14 protein-coding genes are annotated in these 19,113 nt (G+C 65.2%); 11 read left to right on the top strand and 3 right to left on the bottom strand.

Features of this window, described 5'->3' with window-relative positions:
• Positions 1–369: 369 nt before the first annotated feature.
• Positions 370–1,176 carry a gamma-glutamyl-gamma-aminobutyrate hydrolase family protein gene (locus tag ACMO6A_RS06470; RefSeq protein ID WP_009609099.1) on the bottom strand — a complete coding sequence of 269 codons (807 nt, stop codon included), beginning with the start codon at positions 1,174–1,176 and terminating at the stop codon, positions 370–372.
• Positions 1,177–1,433: 257 nt separating this feature from the next.
• Here ACMO6A_RS06470 and ACMO6A_RS06465 point away from each other — a divergent pair, with 257 nt between their 5' ends.
• Together ACMO6A_RS06465 and ACMO6A_RS06460 are read left to right on the top strand one after the other, a co-directional pair.
• Positions 1,434–2,678 (top strand): CoA transferase, encoded by a 1,245-nt coding sequence (locus ACMO6A_RS06465; protein ID WP_418470935.1) that lies wholly within the window; start codon positions 1,434–1,436, stop codon positions 2,676–2,678.
• A gap of 152 nt (positions 2,679–2,830) precedes the next feature.
• Positions 2,831–4,105: an MFS transporter gene (locus tag ACMO6A_RS06460; RefSeq protein ID WP_009609062.1), complete on the top strand. Its 1,275-nt coding sequence runs from the start codon at positions 2,831–2,833 to the stop codon at positions 4,103–4,105.
• A 278-nt stretch (positions 4,106–4,383) separates the two neighbouring features.
• On the opposite strand, the gene ACMO6A_RS06455 is transcribed toward ACMO6A_RS06460, so the two are convergent.
• Positions 4,384–5,145 carry an Hsp70 family protein gene (locus ACMO6A_RS06455; protein ID WP_009609100.1) on the bottom strand — a complete coding sequence of 254 codons (762 nt, stop codon included), beginning with the start codon at positions 5,143–5,145 and terminating at the stop codon, positions 4,384–4,386.
• A 130-nt stretch (positions 5,146–5,275) separates the two neighbouring features.
• Here ACMO6A_RS06455 and ACMO6A_RS06450 point away from each other — a divergent pair, with 130 nt between their 5' ends.
• The 7 genes from ACMO6A_RS06450 to ACMO6A_RS06420 all read left to right on the top strand — a co-directional run bounded on the left by ACMO6A_RS06450 (position 5,276) and on the right by ACMO6A_RS06420 (position 15,701).
• Positions 5,276–6,517, top strand: coding sequence for a CaiB/BaiF CoA transferase family protein (locus tag ACMO6A_RS06450; protein WP_009609032.1), 1,242 nt, complete (start codon positions 5,276–5,278; stop codon positions 6,515–6,517).
• A gap of 225 nt (positions 6,518–6,742) precedes the next feature.
• Positions 6,743–8,008 carry an MFS transporter gene (locus ACMO6A_RS06445; protein ID WP_009305244.1) on the top strand — a complete coding sequence of 422 codons (1,266 nt, stop codon included), beginning with the start codon at positions 6,743–6,745 and terminating at the stop codon, positions 8,006–8,008.
• A gap of 103 nt (positions 8,009–8,111) precedes the next feature.
• The gene (locus tag ACMO6A_RS06440) at positions 8,112–10,208 is read left to right on the top strand and encodes an FAD-dependent oxidoreductase (protein WP_009305243.1); all 2,097 of its coding nucleotides are present in this window, start codon (positions 8,112–8,114) and stop codon (positions 10,206–10,208) included.
• Positions 10,209–10,222: 14 nt separating this feature from the next.
• The gene (locus tag ACMO6A_RS06435; protein WP_009305242.1) at positions 10,223–11,077 is read left to right on the top strand and encodes an enoyl-CoA hydratase/isomerase family protein; all 855 of its coding nucleotides are present in this window, start codon (positions 10,223–10,225) and stop codon (positions 11,075–11,077) included.
• A 21-nt stretch (positions 11,078–11,098) separates the two neighbouring features.
• Positions 11,099–13,687 (top strand): AMP-binding protein, encoded by a 2,589-nt coding sequence (locus ACMO6A_RS06430; protein WP_009305241.1) that lies wholly within the window; start codon positions 11,099–11,101, stop codon positions 13,685–13,687.
• Positions 13,688–13,714: 27 nt separating this feature from the next.
• Positions 13,715–14,890 carry an acyl-CoA dehydrogenase gene (locus tag ACMO6A_RS06425; protein ID WP_009305240.1) on the top strand — a complete coding sequence of 392 codons (1,176 nt, stop codon included), beginning with the start codon at positions 13,715–13,717 and terminating at the stop codon, positions 14,888–14,890.
• Between the two features lie 13 nt (positions 14,891–14,903).
• Positions 14,904–15,701 carry a TIGR03084 family metal-binding protein gene (locus ACMO6A_RS06420; protein ID WP_009305239.1) on the top strand — a complete coding sequence of 266 codons (798 nt, stop codon included), beginning with the start codon at positions 14,904–14,906 and terminating at the stop codon, positions 15,699–15,701.
• A 50-nt stretch (positions 15,702–15,751) separates the two neighbouring features.
• Here ACMO6A_RS06420 and ACMO6A_RS06415 read toward each other — a convergent pair whose 3' ends face one another.
• On the bottom strand, positions 15,752–16,180 hold the full coding sequence (locus ACMO6A_RS06415; protein WP_009305238.1) for a GNAT family N-acetyltransferase: 429 nt from the start codon (positions 16,178–16,180) through the stop codon (positions 15,752–15,754).
• A gap of 196 nt (positions 16,181–16,376) precedes the next feature.
• On the opposite strand from ACMO6A_RS06415, the gene rpoN reads away from it, so the two are divergent.
• Both rpoN and ACMO6A_RS06405 read left to right on the top strand, forming a co-directional pair.
• Positions 16,377–17,798 carry an RNA polymerase factor sigma-54 gene (gene rpoN / locus ACMO6A_RS06410; RefSeq protein ID WP_009305237.1) on the top strand — a complete coding sequence of 474 codons (1,422 nt, stop codon included), beginning with the start codon at positions 16,377–16,379 and terminating at the stop codon, positions 17,796–17,798.
• 30 nt (positions 17,799–17,828) lie between these two features.
• Positions 17,829–19,113 (top strand): sigma 54-interacting transcriptional regulator (locus ACMO6A_RS06405; protein WP_418470929.1); only part of this gene is annotated, 1,285 nt, incomplete at its 3' end.

Raw genomic sequence — 19,113 nt, 5'->3', positions numbered from 1 at the left:
GCCCATGCTGCTCCGTCCTTGGCCGCGCTTTCGAGGCGCGCCTTCAATGCTTTGATAATCAAACTAAATGGATTATAGCAAGCGCCCGCCATCCCGTGTGCGAAACCCAAGCGACCTTCACAAAGGGCGGGCGATGCGTGCCAAGCATGGATGGGCGGTGCGCCGACGTGGGCGCGAACCGGTACCCATGACAATGTTATCCATGGCAAACTCATGCAGTAATGGTCCCAAGATTTTCCGACCTGGGCATATAGCGATCGTATTGTCGATGCCTCAGTGCAAGACGTTCGAAAGCTTCGAAGAAATTGTCATGGCTGTCCCTTTGCGCCCACTTTTTCGCTCGCCCTATCAAGAGGCCGAGCGGGCGTGCTACTTCGCGGCGGCAACCAGGGCTTCGAACAGCGGAACGTTGTCGTCGAGGTACTCAGGATGCCACTGCACGCCGAGGTAGAAGCGCCGCGATGGGTCCTCCAAACCCTCGACCAGACCGTCGCCGCTGACCGCGCTCACCTGCAGCGGGTCGGCCACGCAGGCGATCGCCTGGTGGTGCATCGTGTTCACCAGCAGCGAATGCGGCGCAGGCGCGATGCCCTCCCAGCTCGTTTCGAGCGATGCGGGCCATCCCGCCTTGCAGCCTGGTACCATGCCCTCGCCCGCGCCGTCGCACAGCACCCGGTCCAGCACGCTGCCCGGCGCGATGTCGACGCGCTGGCGCACGACGTCGTAGGGAGGCTTCTGCTGATGCGCCGCGTCGGTGAGCCCGCAGGCGTGCACGTCCTGGTACAGCGTGCCGCCCAGCGCCACGTTGAGCACCTGCATGCCGCGGCAGATGCCCAGCATGGGCAGATCGCGCTCGTGGGCAAGGCGCGCCAACTCCAGCTCCAGGGCATCGCGTCCATCGAACACGTTCACGGTTTCGGCCAGGCGCGCTTCGTCGCCGTACGTCGCCGGGTTGAGGTCCCCGCCGCCGGCCAGCACCAGGCCGTCCAGGCGTTCTACCAGTTCGCGCGCCGCTCGACGGTTCGCATCCGCGCCGCCCTCCACGGGCGGCAGCAGCACGGGCACGGCGCCGGCGGCGGCCACTCGTCGCACGTATTCCACCGTCACGCGCTCGACGGGGACGATCTCGTCCTTCTGCTCCTCTTCAACGTACGTGGTGGTGATGCCGATGATCATGTCGCTCGCCCTCCGGTCGTCGTCTTCCTGCCAGCAGCATACGAAAAAGCGTCCCGTTGAGAGCCGGCGCGCGAGGAATACACAAAAGTAAAAGCAAAGGAGGAGGCGAGGATAACGGGGCGCCGACGGCGTAAGAAGAGAAGAGCGGCAGCGAAAGATTGGCACGCTAGTTGCTAAGTCGAAGGCCAGAGACGGTTGTCGCCCCGCTCCGCGCGGGCGACGCACGGTGCGGGATCAAGACACAAGGAGGAGCGCATATGAAGTCATCGGATCGCCCCAAGTTCGGCAACTTGCAGAACTTGAAGGTGCTCAACGCCGGCGCGGTCATCGCGGCGCCGTTCGTCTGCGAGCTGTTCGCCGAGCAAGGCGCCGACGTCATCGAGCTGGAAAGCACGGTGGCGCCCGACATGTACCGCATGTACGGCGACGCATGGTCGGTCGACCGTCGCAACCAGCGCATGATCACGCTGAACATCCCCTCGCCCGAGGGCAAGGAGATCCTGCTGCAGATGGTGAAGTGGGCCGACGTGCTGGTGGAGTCGTCGAAGGGCGGCACCTGGGAGAAGTGGGGCCTTACCGACGAGGTGCTGTGGGAGGCGAACCCCGCGCTGGTCATCCTGCATATTTCCGGTTTCGGCAACTGGGGCGACCCGGACTACGTGCGCAAGGCGTCGTTCGACCCCATCGGCCAGGCGTTCTCGGGCTACTCGAACCTCAACGGCTTTCCCGACAGCCCGCCCAGCGTGACGAAGCCTTTCACCGGCGACTTCATGACCGGTCTCATGGGCGCTTGGGCCACGCTTGCCGCTGTCATCCGCGCGCGCGAGACGGGCGAAGGCGAGTCCATCGACTGCTGCCAGTTCGAGGCGCTCGTGCGTCTGCAGGGCGCCACGCTGTCCGACGGCATCAACCACGGCATCCAGCCCATGCGCATCGGCAACGAAGACCTCATGGGCGCGTGCGCCGGCGCGCAGAAGTGCAAGGACGGCTACTGCCAGGTGGCCGTGGGCGGCGCCGGCCCGGTGAAGAAGCTCGTCGAGTTCTTCGGGTTCGCCGACGATCCCGACTTCCAGCCGCTGGGTACCTACCCCTCCGTCACGCGCAAGCCCGGCTGCAAGAGCCTGGACGAGCCGCTGCCCGACCGCGCTGCGAAGTTCCGCGCCGCGCTGGACAGCTGGTGCGAGAAGCACACGGTTGAGGAGGTCAACCGCATCTTCGGCCAGATGGGCGTGGCGGTGAGCCCCCATATGACCTACGAGATGATGCTGAACGACCCGCATTACCAGGCGCGCGAGGTGTTCGTCGACTGCTACGACGAGATCACGCAGAAGACGGTCAAGCAGGTGAACATGATCCCGCGCTTCAAGAAGCATCCCGGCAAGATCGTGCGCGGAGGGGCGAAGTACGACGCCGACACGCAGGACGTGCTCGAGGAATTCGGCTATTCGGAAAAGGAGATCGAGTTGCTGTACGAGAAGGGGGTGCTGCGCAAGGGCGAGTAGCTCGACGGCGGACGGCGCGGCCCCGGCGCGTTCGAACCGGGGCCGCGTCGCCGCGAGAAAAGAGAGGGGAACCCTCTGGCGCCCTAACGATGGCACGGATTTTGCATATCGCTATGGCGTTGGGGATTCTCAGGTAAAACAAAGGAGGCACTATGGGAACTGAAACAATGAAGGGCAGCAACTACGCATGGGCGATCGCCGTCGCCTGCGTAGCCTTCTACGCCATCCCCTTGGGCGTCGTGGCGAACCAGGCCGGTTTGTTCGCATCGCCCGTCATGGAAGAGTTCGGCTGGTCGCGCACCGACGCGACGCTGTACATGTCCATCCAGCCGTGGGTGGCGGCTATCTGCACGCCGTTCGCCGGCAAGCTCATCTCCAGGTTCAACCCTCGCTGGGTGATGACCGCCGCGGCCGCCGTCTTCGGCTTGGCTTCGCTGGCCTGTGCTTGGTTCACCGAGCCGTGGCAGTGGAACGTGTACGGCGTGCTGTACGGCGCGTCCGCCGCGTTCTGGATGTACATCGCCACGCCGACGTTCATCAACCGTTGGTTCGCTAAGAGCAACGGCACCGTCATCGGCGTCATCGGCGTGTGCGCGTCGCTGCTGGGCGCGTTCATGAGCCCGGTCATCCAGGGCTGGATCAGCGGCTACGGCTGGCACACCGCCCGTATCATCATCAGCGTGATCGCGCTCGTCGCGTCCGTCGTGCTGACCGCCGCGCTGCTGCGCGAGTCGCCCGAGAAGATGGGCGTGCTTCCCTGGGGCTACGGCGCCGCCGAAGTTGCGTCCGCGAAGTCCGAGGCCAAGTCCGTCATCGACGTCGCCGCTGACGAAGGCGCCACGGCCGCGCAGGCTCGCAAGAACCCGGCGCTGTGGCTGCTCATCATCATGGCAGGCTTCTTCGTCATCGCCGCCGGCATGATGCAGCAGTTCTCGTCCTATGCATCCACCGGCGCGCTGGGCGCGGCCGTGGGCGCCATGGGCGTGACCGTGTGCATGATCGGCCAGCTGTTCGGCAAGTTCGGTCTGGGTTGGCTGTGCGACCACACGGGCGCCCGCGTCTCCGGCGTGGTCGCCAGCATCTTCGGCGCCGCCGGCATCGCCATCGTGCTGTTCAGCGTCGATAACGCCATGATGTTCTACGTGGGCGTGTTCCTGTTCGGTATCGGCTTCGCCGCGCTCAACATCGTGCCGCCTATGGCCTGCCGCCAGGCGTTCGGCCAGAAGGACTACGCCAACATCTTCTCGATGGTGGCCACCGGCCTCAACGTGTTCTCCGGTTTCTCGGCGCTCATCTACGCGCAGATCTTCGACATCACCGGATCGTTCGCCGGCTGCTTCTACCTCATCATCGGCTTCTACGTGGTGACGCTCATCTGCTCGCTCGTGATCGTTCCCATGGGCCGTCGCTCCTGGGCGAAGAAGTAAGCTCGATCGCAAACGCGAATCGTACAGCGGGCCGCCCGAGGGCGGCCCGCTTGCGTTGCGGGGGCGTGTAGCGAACATTGTCGCCCCAAAAACACGGTTTCGTCGGCAATTCCGTGTTTTTGGGGCGACAATGCCTCCGCTGGGCTTGCTTAGGATGATGCGAAACCCTCAAGTCTCACAACGGAAAGCCCTCAAGTCTCACAATAGAAAAAACGTCCTGGAATGGGATTCCCTTCCAGGACGTTCTCGCATGCTCGATCTATGAGGCGCCGGACGCTTTATCGGTACCAGTCCATGACCTGCTTGTAGAGGGGGAGGATCTGCTGGCGCTGGTCGCGGAAGGCGGCTTCGGCGGCGTGCAGCTCGGCTGTCGTGTCGTCGGTCGCATCGGCCACGTCCACGCTCAAAGCCTGTTCCAGGCGCTTGCGCGCCTGCTTGTACGCGCTTTTCGCGCTGTGCCCCATCTTCTTTTTCGCCGCGCTGTAATAGTCGTTCGTCGCGCCGATGAGCGCGTAGCAATCGAGCATCTTCTGGATGAGGTCGCGCGTGGCCTGGTCGTCGGCCTTATGCTCGTCCGCGTCGGCCAGCGCCCGCCGGACGTCGTCATGGGCCACTTCGTCTCCGGCCGTGAACACGACGATCTCGGCGTTGCTGCGGTCGAGGTTCGCGGCCGATACGGTCAGCATGCCTGCTTCGTCGATATCGAAGCGAAGCTCGATTTGGGGCACGCCTGCGCCGCTCCACTTGATGTTGCGCACGCGGATGCGGCACAGCGGGATGTTGTCGCAGGCGAGCGGACGGTTTCCCATGAGGATGTGGAACTCGGCGGCCAGCTGGAACGAGTCGGCCGTGGAGAACATCGCGGTTGCGGTATGGGGCAGGCGCACGCCGCTGGGAACCGCTTCGGACACGTATCCGCCGGGCAGCTCCACGTTGAGCGCCAAAGGCAGGACGCCGTCGGGCGCATCGACGTGGATGCGCGCCTCCGGCTCTTCGATGCGCACCAAGTTCTTGTAGACGTCGGAATCCTTGTTCGCCATGACGGCTCCTTCTGCATCGGTCGGGTACGTCTCGATCAACCACTCGCAAATATCATGCCATGTTGGCATCAAATTTGCAGGTGAACCTAGCAGTCGCCCGGAGGCGGCGCTGTCGAGAAGGAGGAACCGTATGAAAGCTCAAGATTGCCCGAAGTTCGGTCCGCTGCAAGGGGTGAAGGTGGTCAACCTCACCATGGCCATCGCCGGGCCGTTCGCCTGCAGCCTGCTGGCCGACCTGGGCGCCGAGGTCATCGGCGTGGAAAGCCCGCGTGGCCGCGACACCTCGCGCCCCACGAACCAGGCGCTGCAGGGCTGGGGCACGCAGATGGAGCGCCGTAACACGCGCTCGCTGTGCATGAACGTGAAGGACGGCGCGGGCCGCGCCTGGTTCTTCGAGCTGCTGAAACAGGCGGACATCCTCGTGGACGGCTTCCGCGGCGGCCAGATGGCGAAGTGGGGCATGACCGACGAGGCGCTGTGGGAGGTCAACCCGAAGCTGACCATCGCGCACATCTCGGGCTTCGGCCAGACGGGCGACCCGGCGTACGTGTCGCGCGCCTCGTTCGACGGGATCGGCCAGGCCTACGGGTGCTTCATGGAGATGAACGGGTATCCCGACCGCTTGCCGGTGCTCGCGTTTCCCCAGGTGTCGGACTACTATGCGGGCTTCATGGCCAGCATCGGCGCGTTGGCCGGTTACATCAACGCGCAGCGCACGGGCAAAGGCGACAGCGTGGACGTGGCCCAGTACGAGGCCATGCTGCGCTGCGAGGGCTTCTACGCGCTGAACTACCTGAACACGGGCGCGCTGCCTGTGCGCGAGGGTTCGCACAGCACGTCGAGCGCCGGCTACGGCACGTACATCTGCCAGGACGGCGTGCCCATCTACACGCTCATCCTGGGTCCCGGCGTGGTGCGCGCGGCGCTGCCGCTGTTCGGCCTCGAGTACGGCAGCGAGCTGTTCCCCGAGGGCACGCCGGTCATCTCGTTCGGAAGCGAGGCGGGCAACGTGCTGGAGGAAGCGATGGAGGCGTTCTTCGGATCGCACACCGCCGAGGAGGCTGAGCGGCTCATGCTGGAAGCCGGCGTGCCGTGCAGCCGCATCTACACGTACGAGATGGCGGAGCGCGACCCGCACTACCAGGCGCGCGAGAGCTTCACCGAGTGGAAGAGCTCCTACGACGACGGGTCGATCCGCGGTGTGAACGTGGTGCCGCGCATGAAGAACAACCCGGGGCAGATTTGGCGCGGCATGCCGCTGGTCGGCGCCGACAACGAGGACATCCTCGAAGAGCTGGGCGCCACGCCCGACGATGTCGCCAGCCTCTACGACGAACAGCTCCTCAAGAAGGAGAACGGCCCCTTCGGCTAAACGAGGAACGGGATAAAGGGACGGGGGACGATGTCTCATCCTCCGTCCCTTCGCTGTTCCGAGCGGCCGATCGAATGAGGCATCGACCCCCGTCCCTTTGTCTCATCGAGCGAGACGGCACCTTCCCGGTCTTGTTTCATCCCGTGATCGCGTCAGCTTGGCACGGTATTTGCTCCATGTCTCTTATCGGAAGTTTCAGGGGATTTGAGACAAGGAGATGAGGACATGGGCACTGCACGTACCAAAGGAGCCGTGTGGGCTTGGCTCGTCGTTATCGGGTGCATCGGGTTCTATTCCATCCCAACCGGCATTATCGGCAACACCTCGGGCATTTTCGTGGCTCCGGTGATGGACCAGTTCGGCTGGACGCAAACCGACACCACCATGTACCGTACCATCCAGCCGCTGGTGGCCGCCGTGTGCGCGCCGATAGCCGGCAAGCTGATGGAGAAGTACAACCCGCGCTGGATCCTCGCAGCGGTTTCGGCGGCCTTCGGCCTGGCATCGTGGGCGAGCGCCTACGCCACCGAGCTGTGGCAGTGGAACCTCTACGGCGTGGTGTACGGCGTGACGTCGGCGTTCTACATGTACCTGGCGGCTCCGGTGCTGATCAACGCCTGGTTCAAGAAGAGCGCAGGTTTGGCCATCAGCATCACGGCGGCGACGCTGTCCATCTTGGCGGCCGTTGCCAGCCCCATCGGCCAGGAGCTGATCAACCAGTTCGGCTGGCAGACGGCGCGCGCGGCGCTGTCCATCGTGACCACCGTGCTGTCGGTGGTGCTGACGGTGGCGTTCGTGCGCAAGAGCCCCACGGTCATGGGCCTGCTTCCGTTCGGCGCGGGAGAGCAAGACGATGCGGCCAACCAGTCCGCAGCCCCCGAGCCCGACGAGGGCGCCACGGTGGCGCAGGCCATCAAGTCGCCCGGCCTCTACCTGCTCATCCTCGTGGCCTGCATCTTCGTCATGTGCGCCGCCTTCTTCCAGCAGATCCCCGCGTTCGCCGCGCACGGTGCGCTGGGCGCGAGCGCAGGCGCCATGGCCGTGTCCATCATCATGGTGGGCGGCGTGGTGTTCAAGCTGGTGCTGGGCGCGCTCAACGACAAGATCGGCGTGAAGTACACGGGCATCATCGCCGCATCGTGCGGCGCCATCGGCATCCTGCTGGCCTACATCGCGGGCGAGAACGTGGCCCTGTTCTACGCGGGCATGGTGGTGTTCGGCGGCGGGTACGCGGGCCTCACGGTCATCGCGCCCATGCTGGCGCGCGCGGCCTTCGGATCGCTCAACTACTCGCAAATCTACAGCTGGGTATCCACGGGCATCTTCATCGCAACGGCCGTATCGTTCTTGGTGTACGGCATGATCTACGACACCACGGGCTCGTTCGACCTGTGCTTCATCCTGGTCATCGGCATGTACGTGCTGGCCGTCGTGCTGGTTCCCGTCACGCTGGCGGTGTCGCAGAAAGCTTGGAAGCGCCGCGGAAAGTAGGCATCGCACCTGTCACCCACGATCGCGACGTGGGCGCCGCCACCCCTGTCGGCGCCCGCACGCTGCATCGGCATCTACACGAACGAAGAGAGGATTCGAACGCATGAGCACGCAGTACCCCGTCCTGGGATCGCCGTTGCAGGTGAACGGCATCACCTTGAAGAACCGCATGATCACCACGTCCATGTCGCCGGGCGCGGGATACGTGACCAAGGACAACCGTCCCACGCAGCGTTTGGCGAACTACCTGGAGGAGCGCGCCGAAGGGCAGACGGCCCTCATCATCCAGACCATCTGCCCGTGGAAGCGCAACGACATCGATCCCGATCACATCCACGAGCTTCCCAGCTGCTACGACGAAAGCTGCATCCCCGACCTGCAGCGCTACATGATCGAGCCGGTGCACAAGCACGGCGGCCTCATCTGCGCGCAGCCGTACTACGTGCACGACTGGAAGCCCGACGCCGAAACGCCGGAAGGCCCCTACGGCCCGTCCGACATCGCCATCCTCAAGTTCATGGGCGGCTTTCGCGCCATGACGCTCGAGCAGATCGAGGCGTTCAAGCAGCAGTACTTCAACGCGGCGCGCGTGTGCAAGGAAGCCGGCTTCGACGCCATCGAGGTCATGGCGGGCGTGGGCGGCATCCTGTCGCGCTTCATGGCGCTGGCCACCAACAACCGCACCGACGAGTACGGCGGCAGCCTGGAGAACCGCGTGAAGCTGACGCTCGAGGTGATCCGCGGCGTGCGCGAGGTCGTGGGACCTAAGTTCCCCATCGTCGTGCGCTGGTCGCCCATCGACTTCATCAAGAGCCCCGCGGGTCCGGGCCTGTCCATGGAGGATGCGCTGCGCATCGCCCCCATGCTGGAGGAAGCGGGCTGCGACCTGCACGACCTTTCCGTGGGCTGGCACGAGACCAGCGAGCCGCTCACCACGAAGGCCATCGAGGACGGCCACTGGACGTTCGTCTCGCAGCAGATCAAGACCGTGGCGAAGAAACCGGTGGCGCAGGGGTATCGCAACACCGATCCGCGCGTGATGGAGCAGAACCTCCAAGACGGCAAGATGGACGTGGTCGCCGGGCTGCGCTACAGCATCGCCGACCCGGCGCTGCCCCGCAAGGTGATGGAAGACCGCACCTGCGACATGCGCCTGTGCATCGTGTGCTGCCGCTGTCTGGACGACGTGGTGAGCCAGGGCAAGCCGCTCAACTACTGCGGCGTCAACCCGCGTTTGGGCGAGGAGCTCGACCATGAAGCGTTCCCGCAGGCGTCGAAGCGCAAGAAGGTCATGGTGGTGGGCTCGGGCCCGGCGGGCATCAACGCCGCGCTGACCGCGGCGCAGCGCGGGCACGCCGTCGACCTCTACGAGGAAGGGCCGCGCCTCGGCGGGTGCGTGAAGATGAGCAGCATCTTCAGCCCCTACCACGAGCGCTACCTGGACTACCTCCTCACGCAGGTGAAGCAGCATCCCCAGATCACCGTGCATCTCAAGACGAAGGTCACGCCCGAAACGGTGCGGCAGGCCAAGCCCGACGCGGCCATCGTTGCCGTGGGCGGCAAGCCCCTGGGGTTGGACGTGCCGGGCGCCGACGGCAAGAACGTCGTCTCGTCGCACGACTTCCTCGAGATGATCAACGGCCATAAGCCCGCAGGGAAGAGGGGCGCGTTCAACAGCTTCATGTGGGGCGCGGGGTCGCTGTTCCTCAGCATGTACTACACGCCGTCGTTCGCGCGCACGATGACCGAGAAGTCGCCGTGGCCCATCAGCCGCAACGTCGCCATCATCGGCGGCGGCCTGCCGGGCTGCGAGTTCGGCCACCTGTGCATGGAGACGGGCCGCACCACCGCCATCATCGAGGAGCGCAAGAAGGTGGGCTTCGACGTGGGCGGGTCCGATCGTTTCGGGCTGATCAGCAGCTTCAAGCAGGCGGAGAACGTGGAGATGTACCCGCTCACGCGCGTCACGGCCATCACCGAGGAGGGCGTGAGGGCCGTGCAGACCACGCCGGAGGGCGACATGGAGCTGTTCATCCCCGCCAAGACCGTGGCCATCACGCTGGGGCTTGCCGAGAACCACGATTTGGGCGAGGCGTGCAAGCCGCTTGTGGACGAGGTGTACCTCGTGGGCGATTGCGAGACGCCGGGGCGCATCGCCGACGCGACGAAGATGGGCTATCGCGCGGCATGCGCGCTGTAGGAGAGGAAACGCGAGTGAGTGTCATAACCGAACGACCCGTCAATCGACCCGTCATCCCAAGCGAAGCAGCCGAAGCCGTCGGATCCGACGCGTCCTTCGCCTGCGCTCCCGAGCGCGACGTCGTGTACGCCGAGCGTCTCGAAGGCGGCATCGAGGTCGTCTATCTGAACCAGCCGCGCAAGAAGAACGCCCTGTCCGGCGAGATGATGACCAAGCTGGACGCGCTGCTGCGCGCGGCGGACGTCGACGACGGCGTGCGCGTGGTGGTGCTGCGCGGCGCGGGCGACGATTTCTCGAGCGGCGGCGATCTCGACCAGGGGCCCGCCCTCGAACCGGGCCCCGAGGGCGCGCGCAAGACGCTGCGCCGGTACTTGGCCGTGGTTCGCACCATCCGCACGATGTCGAAGCCGGTGGTCGCGATGGTGGACGGCTACGCCGTGGGCGGGGCGTTCGCGCTCGTGTGCGCCTCCGACCTCGTATGCGCGTCCGAGCGCGCGCTGTTCGTGCCGGCGTTCTGCCAGATCGGCATCGTGCCCGAGATGGGCATGATGAAGCTGCTGCCCGACCTGGTGGGGCCGCAGCGCGCTAAGGAGCTGCTGTTCTTCGGCGGCAAGATCCCCGCGCTCCAGCTGTACGACTGGGGCGTGGTGAACCGCGTGTTCCCGACGGAAACGCTCGAAGCCGACACGCTGTGGTTCGCGCGCCAGCTGGCGGGGATGCCCGACGCGTCCATCCACCTTACGAAGAACATCATGAACGCGCTGGCCGACGGCAACCTGGAAGCGTGCCTGGAAGCCGAATCGACGGCGTCGCCGTTCTGCACGACCACGAAGGCGTACGCCGCCACCATGGAGAAATTTGCCCGCTGAACCCTGCGAAGGTGAGACGATATGGCCCAGTACAACGTAGCGGAACCGTTCTTGGCGAGCGTTCGGGCGCATCCCGATAAAACGGCCGTCGTGTTCGACGGACGCGAGATCACCTACCGCGCCATGAACGATCGCATCAACCAGATGGCCGGCGTGCTCACCTGCGATTTGGGCGTGCGGCCGGGCGATCGCGTGGCCTACCTGCTGCCGAACTGCCCCGAGCTCCTTGAGCTGTACTACGCTGTCCAGAAGATCGGGGCGGTGGCCGTGCCGCTGAACTACAAGCTCATCCCGCGCGAGGTCGCCTATCTGGTGAATGCCAGCGGGGCCGAGGTGCTCGTGTTCGCCAGCCAGTTCGCCGCGTCGGTTGCCGAGGCGGCGCAATCGTTCACGTCCGACGTGGCGCTGGTCAGCGCAGGCGGGGAGGTGTCCGGCGCGCTCGATCTGGAGCGGGCGCGCGCCGGCCGCAGCACCGCCGAGCCCCCGCTGTTCCGCTACCCCGACGCATTGTCGCGCATCCAGTACACGGGCGGCTCCACGGGCCTGCCGAAAGGAGCCGCACGCACCCACGGAGCCGACCTCGTGGAGCTCGACGCCATCATGGATTCCAACGGCATCGGCGACGATCCCGACAACGTGGTGCTCATCCAGTGCCCGCTGGAGCACCACGGCGGCCACAGCTGGTTCACCATCGCGTTCGCGGCCGGGGCGACGCTGGTCATCTGCGAGGCGTTCAACGCCGAGCAGATCCTCCATTTCATCGAGTTCTACCGCGTGACGTACATGATCTTGCTGCCGCCTACCACGTACCTGCGCCTTCTGCGGTGCCCCACCATCGACCAGTGCGATCTCAGCTCGGTGCGGCTCGTGCAAAGCGCGGCCGGAGCCACCACGAAGCCCATCATCCAAGCCATCTACGACAAGTTCCCCAACGCGGTGCTCAACTACGGCTGGGGACAGTCGGAAAGCGGCGCCGGCAGCAGCCTGAAGATCACACGGGCCATGTTAGAGGCCGATTCGCCCCTGCTGGAGAGCGTGGGGCGGCCGATGAAGCACGTGGAGATGAAGGTGGTGGACGAGGACGGCAACGAGGTGCCCGACGGCGAAGTGGGGGAGGCTCTGTTCCGGTCGCGGTCGGTGATGCAGGGCTACTACGGCCAGCCCGACCTGACCGACGAGGCGTTCACGCCCGACGGCTGGCTGCGCACGGGCGACCTCATGATGCGCGATGCGGATGGGTACTACTACGTGCGGTCGCGCAAGAAGGATATGATCAAATCGGGCGGCGAGAACGTGTTCGTCGCCGAGGTGGAGAACGTGCTGCGCACGCACCCCGCCATCGACGACTGCCTCGTGTTCGGCACGAGCGACCCGGTGATGGGGGAGGCCGTGGCCGCCGTCATCCAGCCGCGCGAGGGCTCGAACCTCACGGCCGCCGAGGTGCAAACGCACTGCAAGAACCATATTTCCAGTTATAAGAAGCCCCGCTACGTGGTGTTCATGGACGACATGAAGCGCGACAGCGCGGGCAAGGTGCGCAAGCAGGATATCGTGGCGTACTTCGACGAGCGCAAGGAGCAGGCCGCGCCGCGCCACCACGAGAAGCTTCGCAGCGATCCCGACATCTACCTCATCCAGGTGCCCTACTCGGGCGGCACGCCCATCGGCTACACGAACGCCTACCTCATCGCCACCGACGAGCGCAACCTGCTGGTCGATACCGGCGTCAGCCATGAGGCGTCGTACGAGGTGCTGCGCTCGGCGCTGCAGGATCTGCGCGTTGACATGGCGCGCACCGACGTGTTCGCCACACACTTCCACATCGACCATCTGGGCCTGATCGCGGCCATCGCGCACGAAGACACGCGTGTATACCTGAGCGCGCGCGACGAAGAGCTGTTCCGCGGCCGCGGTGCCAGCTCGTATCGCGGCACGGTGAAGGCGCGGCTTTCGTGCGAGGGGTTTCCGCCGGACGAGCTGGACGAGCTGGAACGCACCGACGCCAGCCTCATCCCGCGCGTGGAGTGGCCCATGCCGGAGCGTTTCGCGAACCTGGCCGACGGGGACGAGCTGCGCTACGGCGGCTACCGGATGCGCGCCGTCGACACGCCGGGGCACACGCCGGGCCACCAATGCCTGTACCTGCCCGATCAGAAGGTCATGTTCTACGGCGACCACCTGCTGATGAACAGCTCGCCCAACATGGCGCCGTTCCCCGGCGAGGCGGATTCCCTGGGCGACTACCTGCGCAGCTTGGACAAGGTGGCGCAGCTGCCCGTGGAGTTCGCCTGCATGGGGCACGGGTTCGTCGACCCGCGGCGCCAGGCCGAGGCCATGCCCGAGCGCATCGCCTGGCTGCAGCGGCATCATCGGCAGCGGCTCGACGAGATCGCCGCGCAGCTCGAGGAGCGCCCCGGCATGACTGGCACGGAACTTGCTAAGTCCATCACGTGGAACATTCCGCATGCCGCTTGGGAGGAGATACCCATCATCCAGCGGTGGATCGTCGTGTGCGAAACGCTGGCCCACCTCGACCATCTGATGGGCGAAGGCAGGGTGCGCAGGGAGCGCGCCGGGGATGCCTACCGGTATTTCATGGAGCAACGCTAGGGAGAACCGAAGGAAAGGAACGACGAGATGGATTTCAGCTTGACCGATGAGCAGCAGCTGCTGCTCGACAGCGTCGACGAGCTCATGGAGCGCTATGGCACCGAGCAGTATTTCAAGGAGTGCGACGAGAAGCACGTGTGGCCCCAGGAGTTCACCGACGCGCTGCTGGAGAACGGCTTCCAGATGCTGGGCGTCGACGAGAAGTTCGGCGGCACCCCGGTGGACGTGACCACGCTCATGCTGGTGTCCGAGCGCATCTGCAAGAACGGCGCGCCCATCTACGTGTACGGCAACCTGTGCGCGCTCAAGGACATGACGGAGTACGGCACGCCCGAACAGCAGGAGCAGTGCTTCGCCGAGGTCATGGCAGGCAAGCCCGGTTTCGTGCTGGGCTTCACCGAGCCGGGCGCGGGCTCCGACAGCTCGTCGCTGGCCAGCACGTACCAGCGCCGCGACGGCAAGGTGTACCTGAACGGCAGCAAATCGTTCATGACGAACGCCGTGAACTCCAAGTACATGCTATGCGTGGCGCGCGATGCCGACGACGATCCCGAGGATCGCGCCAACCGCTCCCGCTTCTCCATGTGGTGGGTGCCGCTGCACGACGACGAGGGCAACCTGGCTCAGGGCATCTCCATCGAGCCGTTGGAGAAGATCGGCTGGAACATGGGCAACACCTGCGAGCTGCACATGCAGGACGTGGAGCTGGAGGAGAAGGACCTCGTGGGCGTCGAGGGCAACGGCTTCATGCAGGCCATGGTGAACTTCGAGGTGGAGCGCCTCATCGCATGCGCCCAATCGCTCGGCGCGGCCCAGTGCGCCTTCGAGGACGCGGTGCGCTACGCCACCCAGCGCATCCAGTTCGGCAAGCCCATCGGCAAGAACCAGCTCATCCAAGAGCACATCACCGACATGTACCTGAAGATCGAGAACATGCGCAACTGGGTGTACAAGACGGCCTGGAAGATCGACAACGGCGAGTCGGTGCAGATCGATTCCGCCGTGGCGAAGCTGTACTGCGGCCGCGCCGCCTTCGAGGTGTGCGACACCGCGCTGCAGGTGATGGGCGGCATCGGCTACACGAAGGACTGCCGCATCTCGCGCCTGTGGCGCGACCAGCGCGTCTACCGCATCGGAGCCGGCACCGACGAGATCATGATCCACATCGCCGGCCGAGCGATCCAGAAGCAATTCCAGGAATAGAAAGGACTTCATCATGCCTGAAATCTTCAATCCCGTGGACGACCTCATCGCCGAGCAGGCGCTGGTCGACGCCCTCGTGGCGGACTTCACCGAGGACGACTGGAACCGCATGGCGTCGTACTGCACCACCTGGACGTTCAAGGACGTCATATGCCACATCGCGTTCTTCGACTACTGCGCGGTGGAGCTGCTGGCCGGGCGCGGCGAGAGCGTGAACGCCGTGGCCGATGCGGCATCCGAGCAGGACGAGCACTGCCACGTCATGGCGTTTCGCGACCAAAGCGGCGCCGACATCCTGAACTGGTGGCGCGAGCAGCGCACGCTCATGACGGCTTCCTTCCTGGAGCTGGGCCCGAAGGGCCGCGTGCCGTGGGCGGCCGGCATCCCGCCCATGTCCGTGCGCTCGCTCGCGTCGGCGCGCCTCATGGAGCTGTGGGCGCACAGCGTCGACCTCTACGATGCGCTGGGCATCGACCCTGTGGTCAAGGAGCGCATCACGTCCACGCTGTTCCTGTCTTGGCAGGGCCGTCCGAACATGTACAACGTGAACGGGCTCGCGTTCGATCCCGAGATCCCGATGTACCTGGAGCTGACGCTTCCGTCGGGCGAGCTGTGGACGAAGGGCGAGCCGAACGATCAGAACTACATCAAGGGCTCGGCGAAGGACTGGGCGCTCGTGGCCATCCGCCGTCGCAACTGGATGGACACCGGCCTCGAAGTGGTCGGCGACGAGGCGCGCACCTACGCGGGCATCGTGCAGACCTACGCCGGCCCCGCCGATCCCGCGCCGCAAGCGAAGAACCCGCGCTAGGTCGTTCGCAAAACCGTCCTGAGGGGGGGGCGACCCCCCCCTCAGGACGCTCAGCGGTAGATCATGGGGACGGGGCGGCAGGCGGCGAAATCGGGGCAGGTGTCGCAGTCTTCGCCGAGGTCGGGCGAGATGCGCTCGCGCTCCACCTGCTCGCATCCCAGCGCCGTGTAGAAAGGAACCGCCGGGCCGCGTGCGACGAACAGCAGCGCGCCGTAGCGTGCCCGAGCGTCTTGCATGAGCGCGCGTCCCACGCCCAGCCTGCGCGCCTGCGGGTCCACCACGATGGGGCTGACGTACCGATCGCCTTCGGCTTCGACGATGCGGATGAACCCGACGATGCGGTCCCCGTCCAGCGCGACGTACGACGTTCCGCGCGGGGTGAGCGTGCCCATGCCGGCGTCTTCGGCCAGGCGCGCGATGGCGGCGGCGTCCTGCTGGGTAGCTTCGCGTATGGTGGGGGTTGATGGATCGCACGTCATGAAGGGGTCCTTCCTGAGCTTTCTCCATAGATTAGTAAAACAATTAGCAAAAATCGTGCTAGAGTTTATAATATCGCATAATTGGTTGAAAATTTCACGGAATCATCTTAAAATGAGAGCATCAGCACCGCTCGTCGGTGAAATCGCGCAGCCGCCGAGGGGAAGCGGCCGAAGCGCGTCGCAGCAAGGGGGTTGCATGTCGGATTATCCGAGCCAAGCCGTGCGCATGGAGGCGCGCTCCAACGTCTCGGTGCGGACCAAGCAGCATTTCGCTCCCACGGCCATCCAAGGCCTCGAGGTGCTGTCGCTGCCGGTCGCGCGCTTGGACGCGTACGTCCGCGACCTGGTGGAGCGCAACCCCTTGCTCGATTTCGACTACGATCACGGCTCCCTCTCGTTCGAGGAGCTGCCCGACGAGGACGGCGACGCTTCGGCCGATGCCGAAACGGCTGCCGAAGGGTTCGATACGCGCCCGCCGTCGGCGATCGCTTGGGATGCCCGCGGGTTCGACCTGGCCCGTCTGCGCGACGAGTGCTCTCAAACGGAAACGCTGCACAGCCATGTGCGCATGCAGCTGACGGGCGCGCGCGTCGGCGAAGAGGATCGCGCTCTGCTTGACGCCCTCATCGAGAACATCGACGACGACGGGTACTTTTCCGGCAGCATGCATGCGCTCTGCGCCGAAGCAGGGCGCTCGATAGAGGACGGCCAGCGGCTGCTCGAGCTCGTGCAGCAGCTGTCGCCTCGCGGCGTGGGCGCGCGCGATCTGGCCGAATGCCTTGCGTTGCAAATCGACGACGGCCTTCCCTATGCGGACGTTATTCGCGACATGCTGCGCACCGGGCTGGACGACCTCGCCGAAAACCGCACGACGAAACTCATGCGCGCCTACCATTTGACCATCGACGACCTGGCCGCCATCCGCGAGGTCATCTGCACACTCGATCCTCGCCCGGGCTCGTCTTTCTCGCAGCGCAAGGGCACCGTGTACGTCATCCCCGACATCACCATCAGGCGCGATGGCACGGCCTTCTCGGTGCAGGTTACCGGCGAGCTGTCGGAAACGCTGGTGCTCAACGGAGCCTACGACCGCATGGCGCAGCGCGGGGGCATGGACGACGAGGCGCGGGAGTGGTTGCACGAGAAGCGCGCCGAGGCGGATGCGGCGCTGGCGAACATCGACCAGCGGCGCCAGACGCTCCATCGGTTCGGCGTGTTTCTAGCCGAGGTCCAATACGATTTCTTCATGGGCGGTGAGGCGCGGATGCGTCCGCTCACCATGCAGCAAGCCGCCGATGCGCTGGGCGTGCACGTGTCCACCATCAGCCGCACGGTGCAGGACAAGTACGCTCTCACCCCGTGGGGCGTATTTCCGCTCAAGCACTTCTTCTCAAGCTCGGTCGCCTGCTCCGCCGAGGAGCGGCGCCATGCGCTGTCGTCGCTGGCCATCAAAGACCGCATCAAAGACCTGGTAGCCCAGGAGGATCGCCGCACGCCTTTGAGCGATGCGACGATCACCGCCATCCTGAACGGCGAAGGCGTGGACATCAAACGGCGGACCGTGGCGAAGTACCGCGAGGCGCTGGGCATAGGCCGGCAGTCGCAACGAAGGCGGTAAGGTACTCGATCGAAACGGAGGGGAGCGTACGTGGTGTATCGAAAAGAACACGCGATAGAGGCCTGGAAGACGTTCGTCAGCACGGGCGCCATACTCGAAGACAAGGTGCGTCCCGAAATAGCTCGCTCGTGGCTTCGATGCCGCGCCGCCGGCGTGAACCCGTGGTCGAGCGATTTCACCGAGCAGAACCTTGCTCTGCTGGAAGAGAAGCGGCAACGTTTTGCGGCATCGCTCAAATCGACGGTGCCGGTGATGAAGTTCCTGAAGGAAATGCTGGGCTGCAACGTGTCGTTGATGGACGGCGAGAACTTCGTGTTCGAGCTTCTGTCGCCTTTGGCGGTGTACCCGCGCACGTTCGGCACGTTCACGCGCGAAGAGGAGGTGGGCACCGGAAACGCCACTCTAGTCGCCTACGAGAAGAAGCCGGTGCGCGTCGACGGGTTCGAGCACTATCGCGCCATCGTGCAAACGTACTCGGGCGTGTCAGTGCCCTACCTCGATGGCGCAGGGAAGTACTACGGCGCGATGAACATCAACAGCCCGTTTGCCGTATTGCCGCAAAGCGCCCTTCAGCTGTGCCGTATCGGCGTTTCGTTGACGAACGACTTGCATCGCGCCGGCGCGAAGGCGGGCGCTTTGCTGTCGACGGTCGACTTCTTCAAGCCGCTTATGCTGGCCTACGAGCATCCGGTGTTGCTGATCGACTCCAACGGCCGCATCCTGGGCGGCAACGCGGGCATGCGCGCGTATTGCCCGGGCTGGGAGCAGTATTCGTACGGCTCACAATCGCTCGGCGCCTATCTGGGGAAGGACTTCTCCGTGCAGGACGTGCTCGATCTGCCGGAGAAGTTGGAAGCGCCGCTGCCCGTGCGATTCAAGAAGGGACGCTCGCGCGCGGTGCACGAGCTCAACCTCGTGAGGCGCGGCAGGGTGGAGATCGAAGGGCAGGAGCCGTTCGTCATGCTCGTATTCGAAGACGGCAACGAAGCCGAGCGCAACGCCCGCAGCGCGACCGGGCGTCGCAGCGATGCCGCAGTCATGCCGACCGGCGATAAGGTGGATTATATCGGGGAAACCGAAGAATGGAAGAAGATCGACCGCATGGTGCAGAAGGTCGCGCCCATCAAGACGAACGTGCTGCTGTTGGGCGAGACGGGCACCGGCAAGGAAGTGGTGGCCCGCGCGCTGCATCGTCGCAGCGGACGCACCGGCGAGTTCGTGGCCATCAACTGCGGCGCCCTGCCGCGCGACCTGCTGGCCACCGAGCTGTTCGGCTACGAGGGCGGGGCGTTCACCGGGGCGCGCGAGACGGGCG

This window comes from Eggerthella sp. (assembly GCF_048329335.1).
GTDB classification, from domain to species: domain Bacteria; phylum Actinomycetota; class Coriobacteriia; order Coriobacteriales; family Eggerthellaceae; genus Eggerthella; species Eggerthella lenta.
The sequence above is the reverse complement of the archived record's forward strand: the minus strand, read 5'-3'. Positions and strand labels throughout refer to the sequence as shown.

Bases quoted from the DNA above. Each gene is read 5' to 3' on its own strand.
- ACMO6A_RS06430 (WP_009305241.1), top strand. From the start codon at position 11,099: ATGGCCCAGTACAACGTAGCGGAACCGTTCTTGGCGAGCGTTCGGGCG.
- ACMO6A_RS06460 (WP_009609062.1), top strand. From the start codon at position 2,831: ATGGGAACTGAAACAATGAAGGGCAGCAACTACGCATGGGCGATCGCC.
- ACMO6A_RS06445 (WP_009305244.1), top strand. From the start codon at position 6,743: ATGGGCACTGCACGTACCAAAGGAGCCGTGTGGGCTTGGCTCGTCGTT.
- ACMO6A_RS06440 (WP_009305243.1), top strand. From the start codon at position 8,112: ATGAGCACGCAGTACCCCGTCCTGGGATCGCCGTTGCAGGTGAACGGC.
- ACMO6A_RS06455 (WP_009609100.1), bottom strand. From the start codon at position 5,145: ATGGCGAACAAGGATTCCGACGTCTACAAGAACTTGGTGCGCATCGAA.
- ACMO6A_RS06465 (WP_418470935.1), top strand. From the start codon at position 1,434: ATGAAGTCATCGGATCGCCCCAAGTTCGGCAACTTGCAGAACTTGAAG.
- ACMO6A_RS06420 (WP_009305239.1), top strand. From the start codon at position 14,904: ATGCCTGAAATCTTCAATCCCGTGGACGACCTCATCGCCGAGCAGGCG.
- ACMO6A_RS06470 (WP_009609099.1), bottom strand. From the start codon at position 1,176: ATGATCATCGGCATCACCACCACGTACGTTGAAGAGGAGCAGAAGGAC.
- rpoN (WP_009305237.1), top strand. From the start codon at position 16,377: ATGTCGGATTATCCGAGCCAAGCCGTGCGCATGGAGGCGCGCTCCAAC.
- ACMO6A_RS06415 (WP_009305238.1), bottom strand. From the start codon at position 16,180: ATGACGTGCGATCCATCAACCCCCACCATACGCGAAGCTACCCAGCAG.
- ACMO6A_RS06450 (WP_009609032.1), top strand. From the start codon at position 5,276: ATGAAAGCTCAAGATTGCCCGAAGTTCGGTCCGCTGCAAGGGGTGAAG.
- ACMO6A_RS06425 (WP_009305240.1), top strand. From the start codon at position 13,715: ATGGATTTCAGCTTGACCGATGAGCAGCAGCTGCTGCTCGACAGCGTC.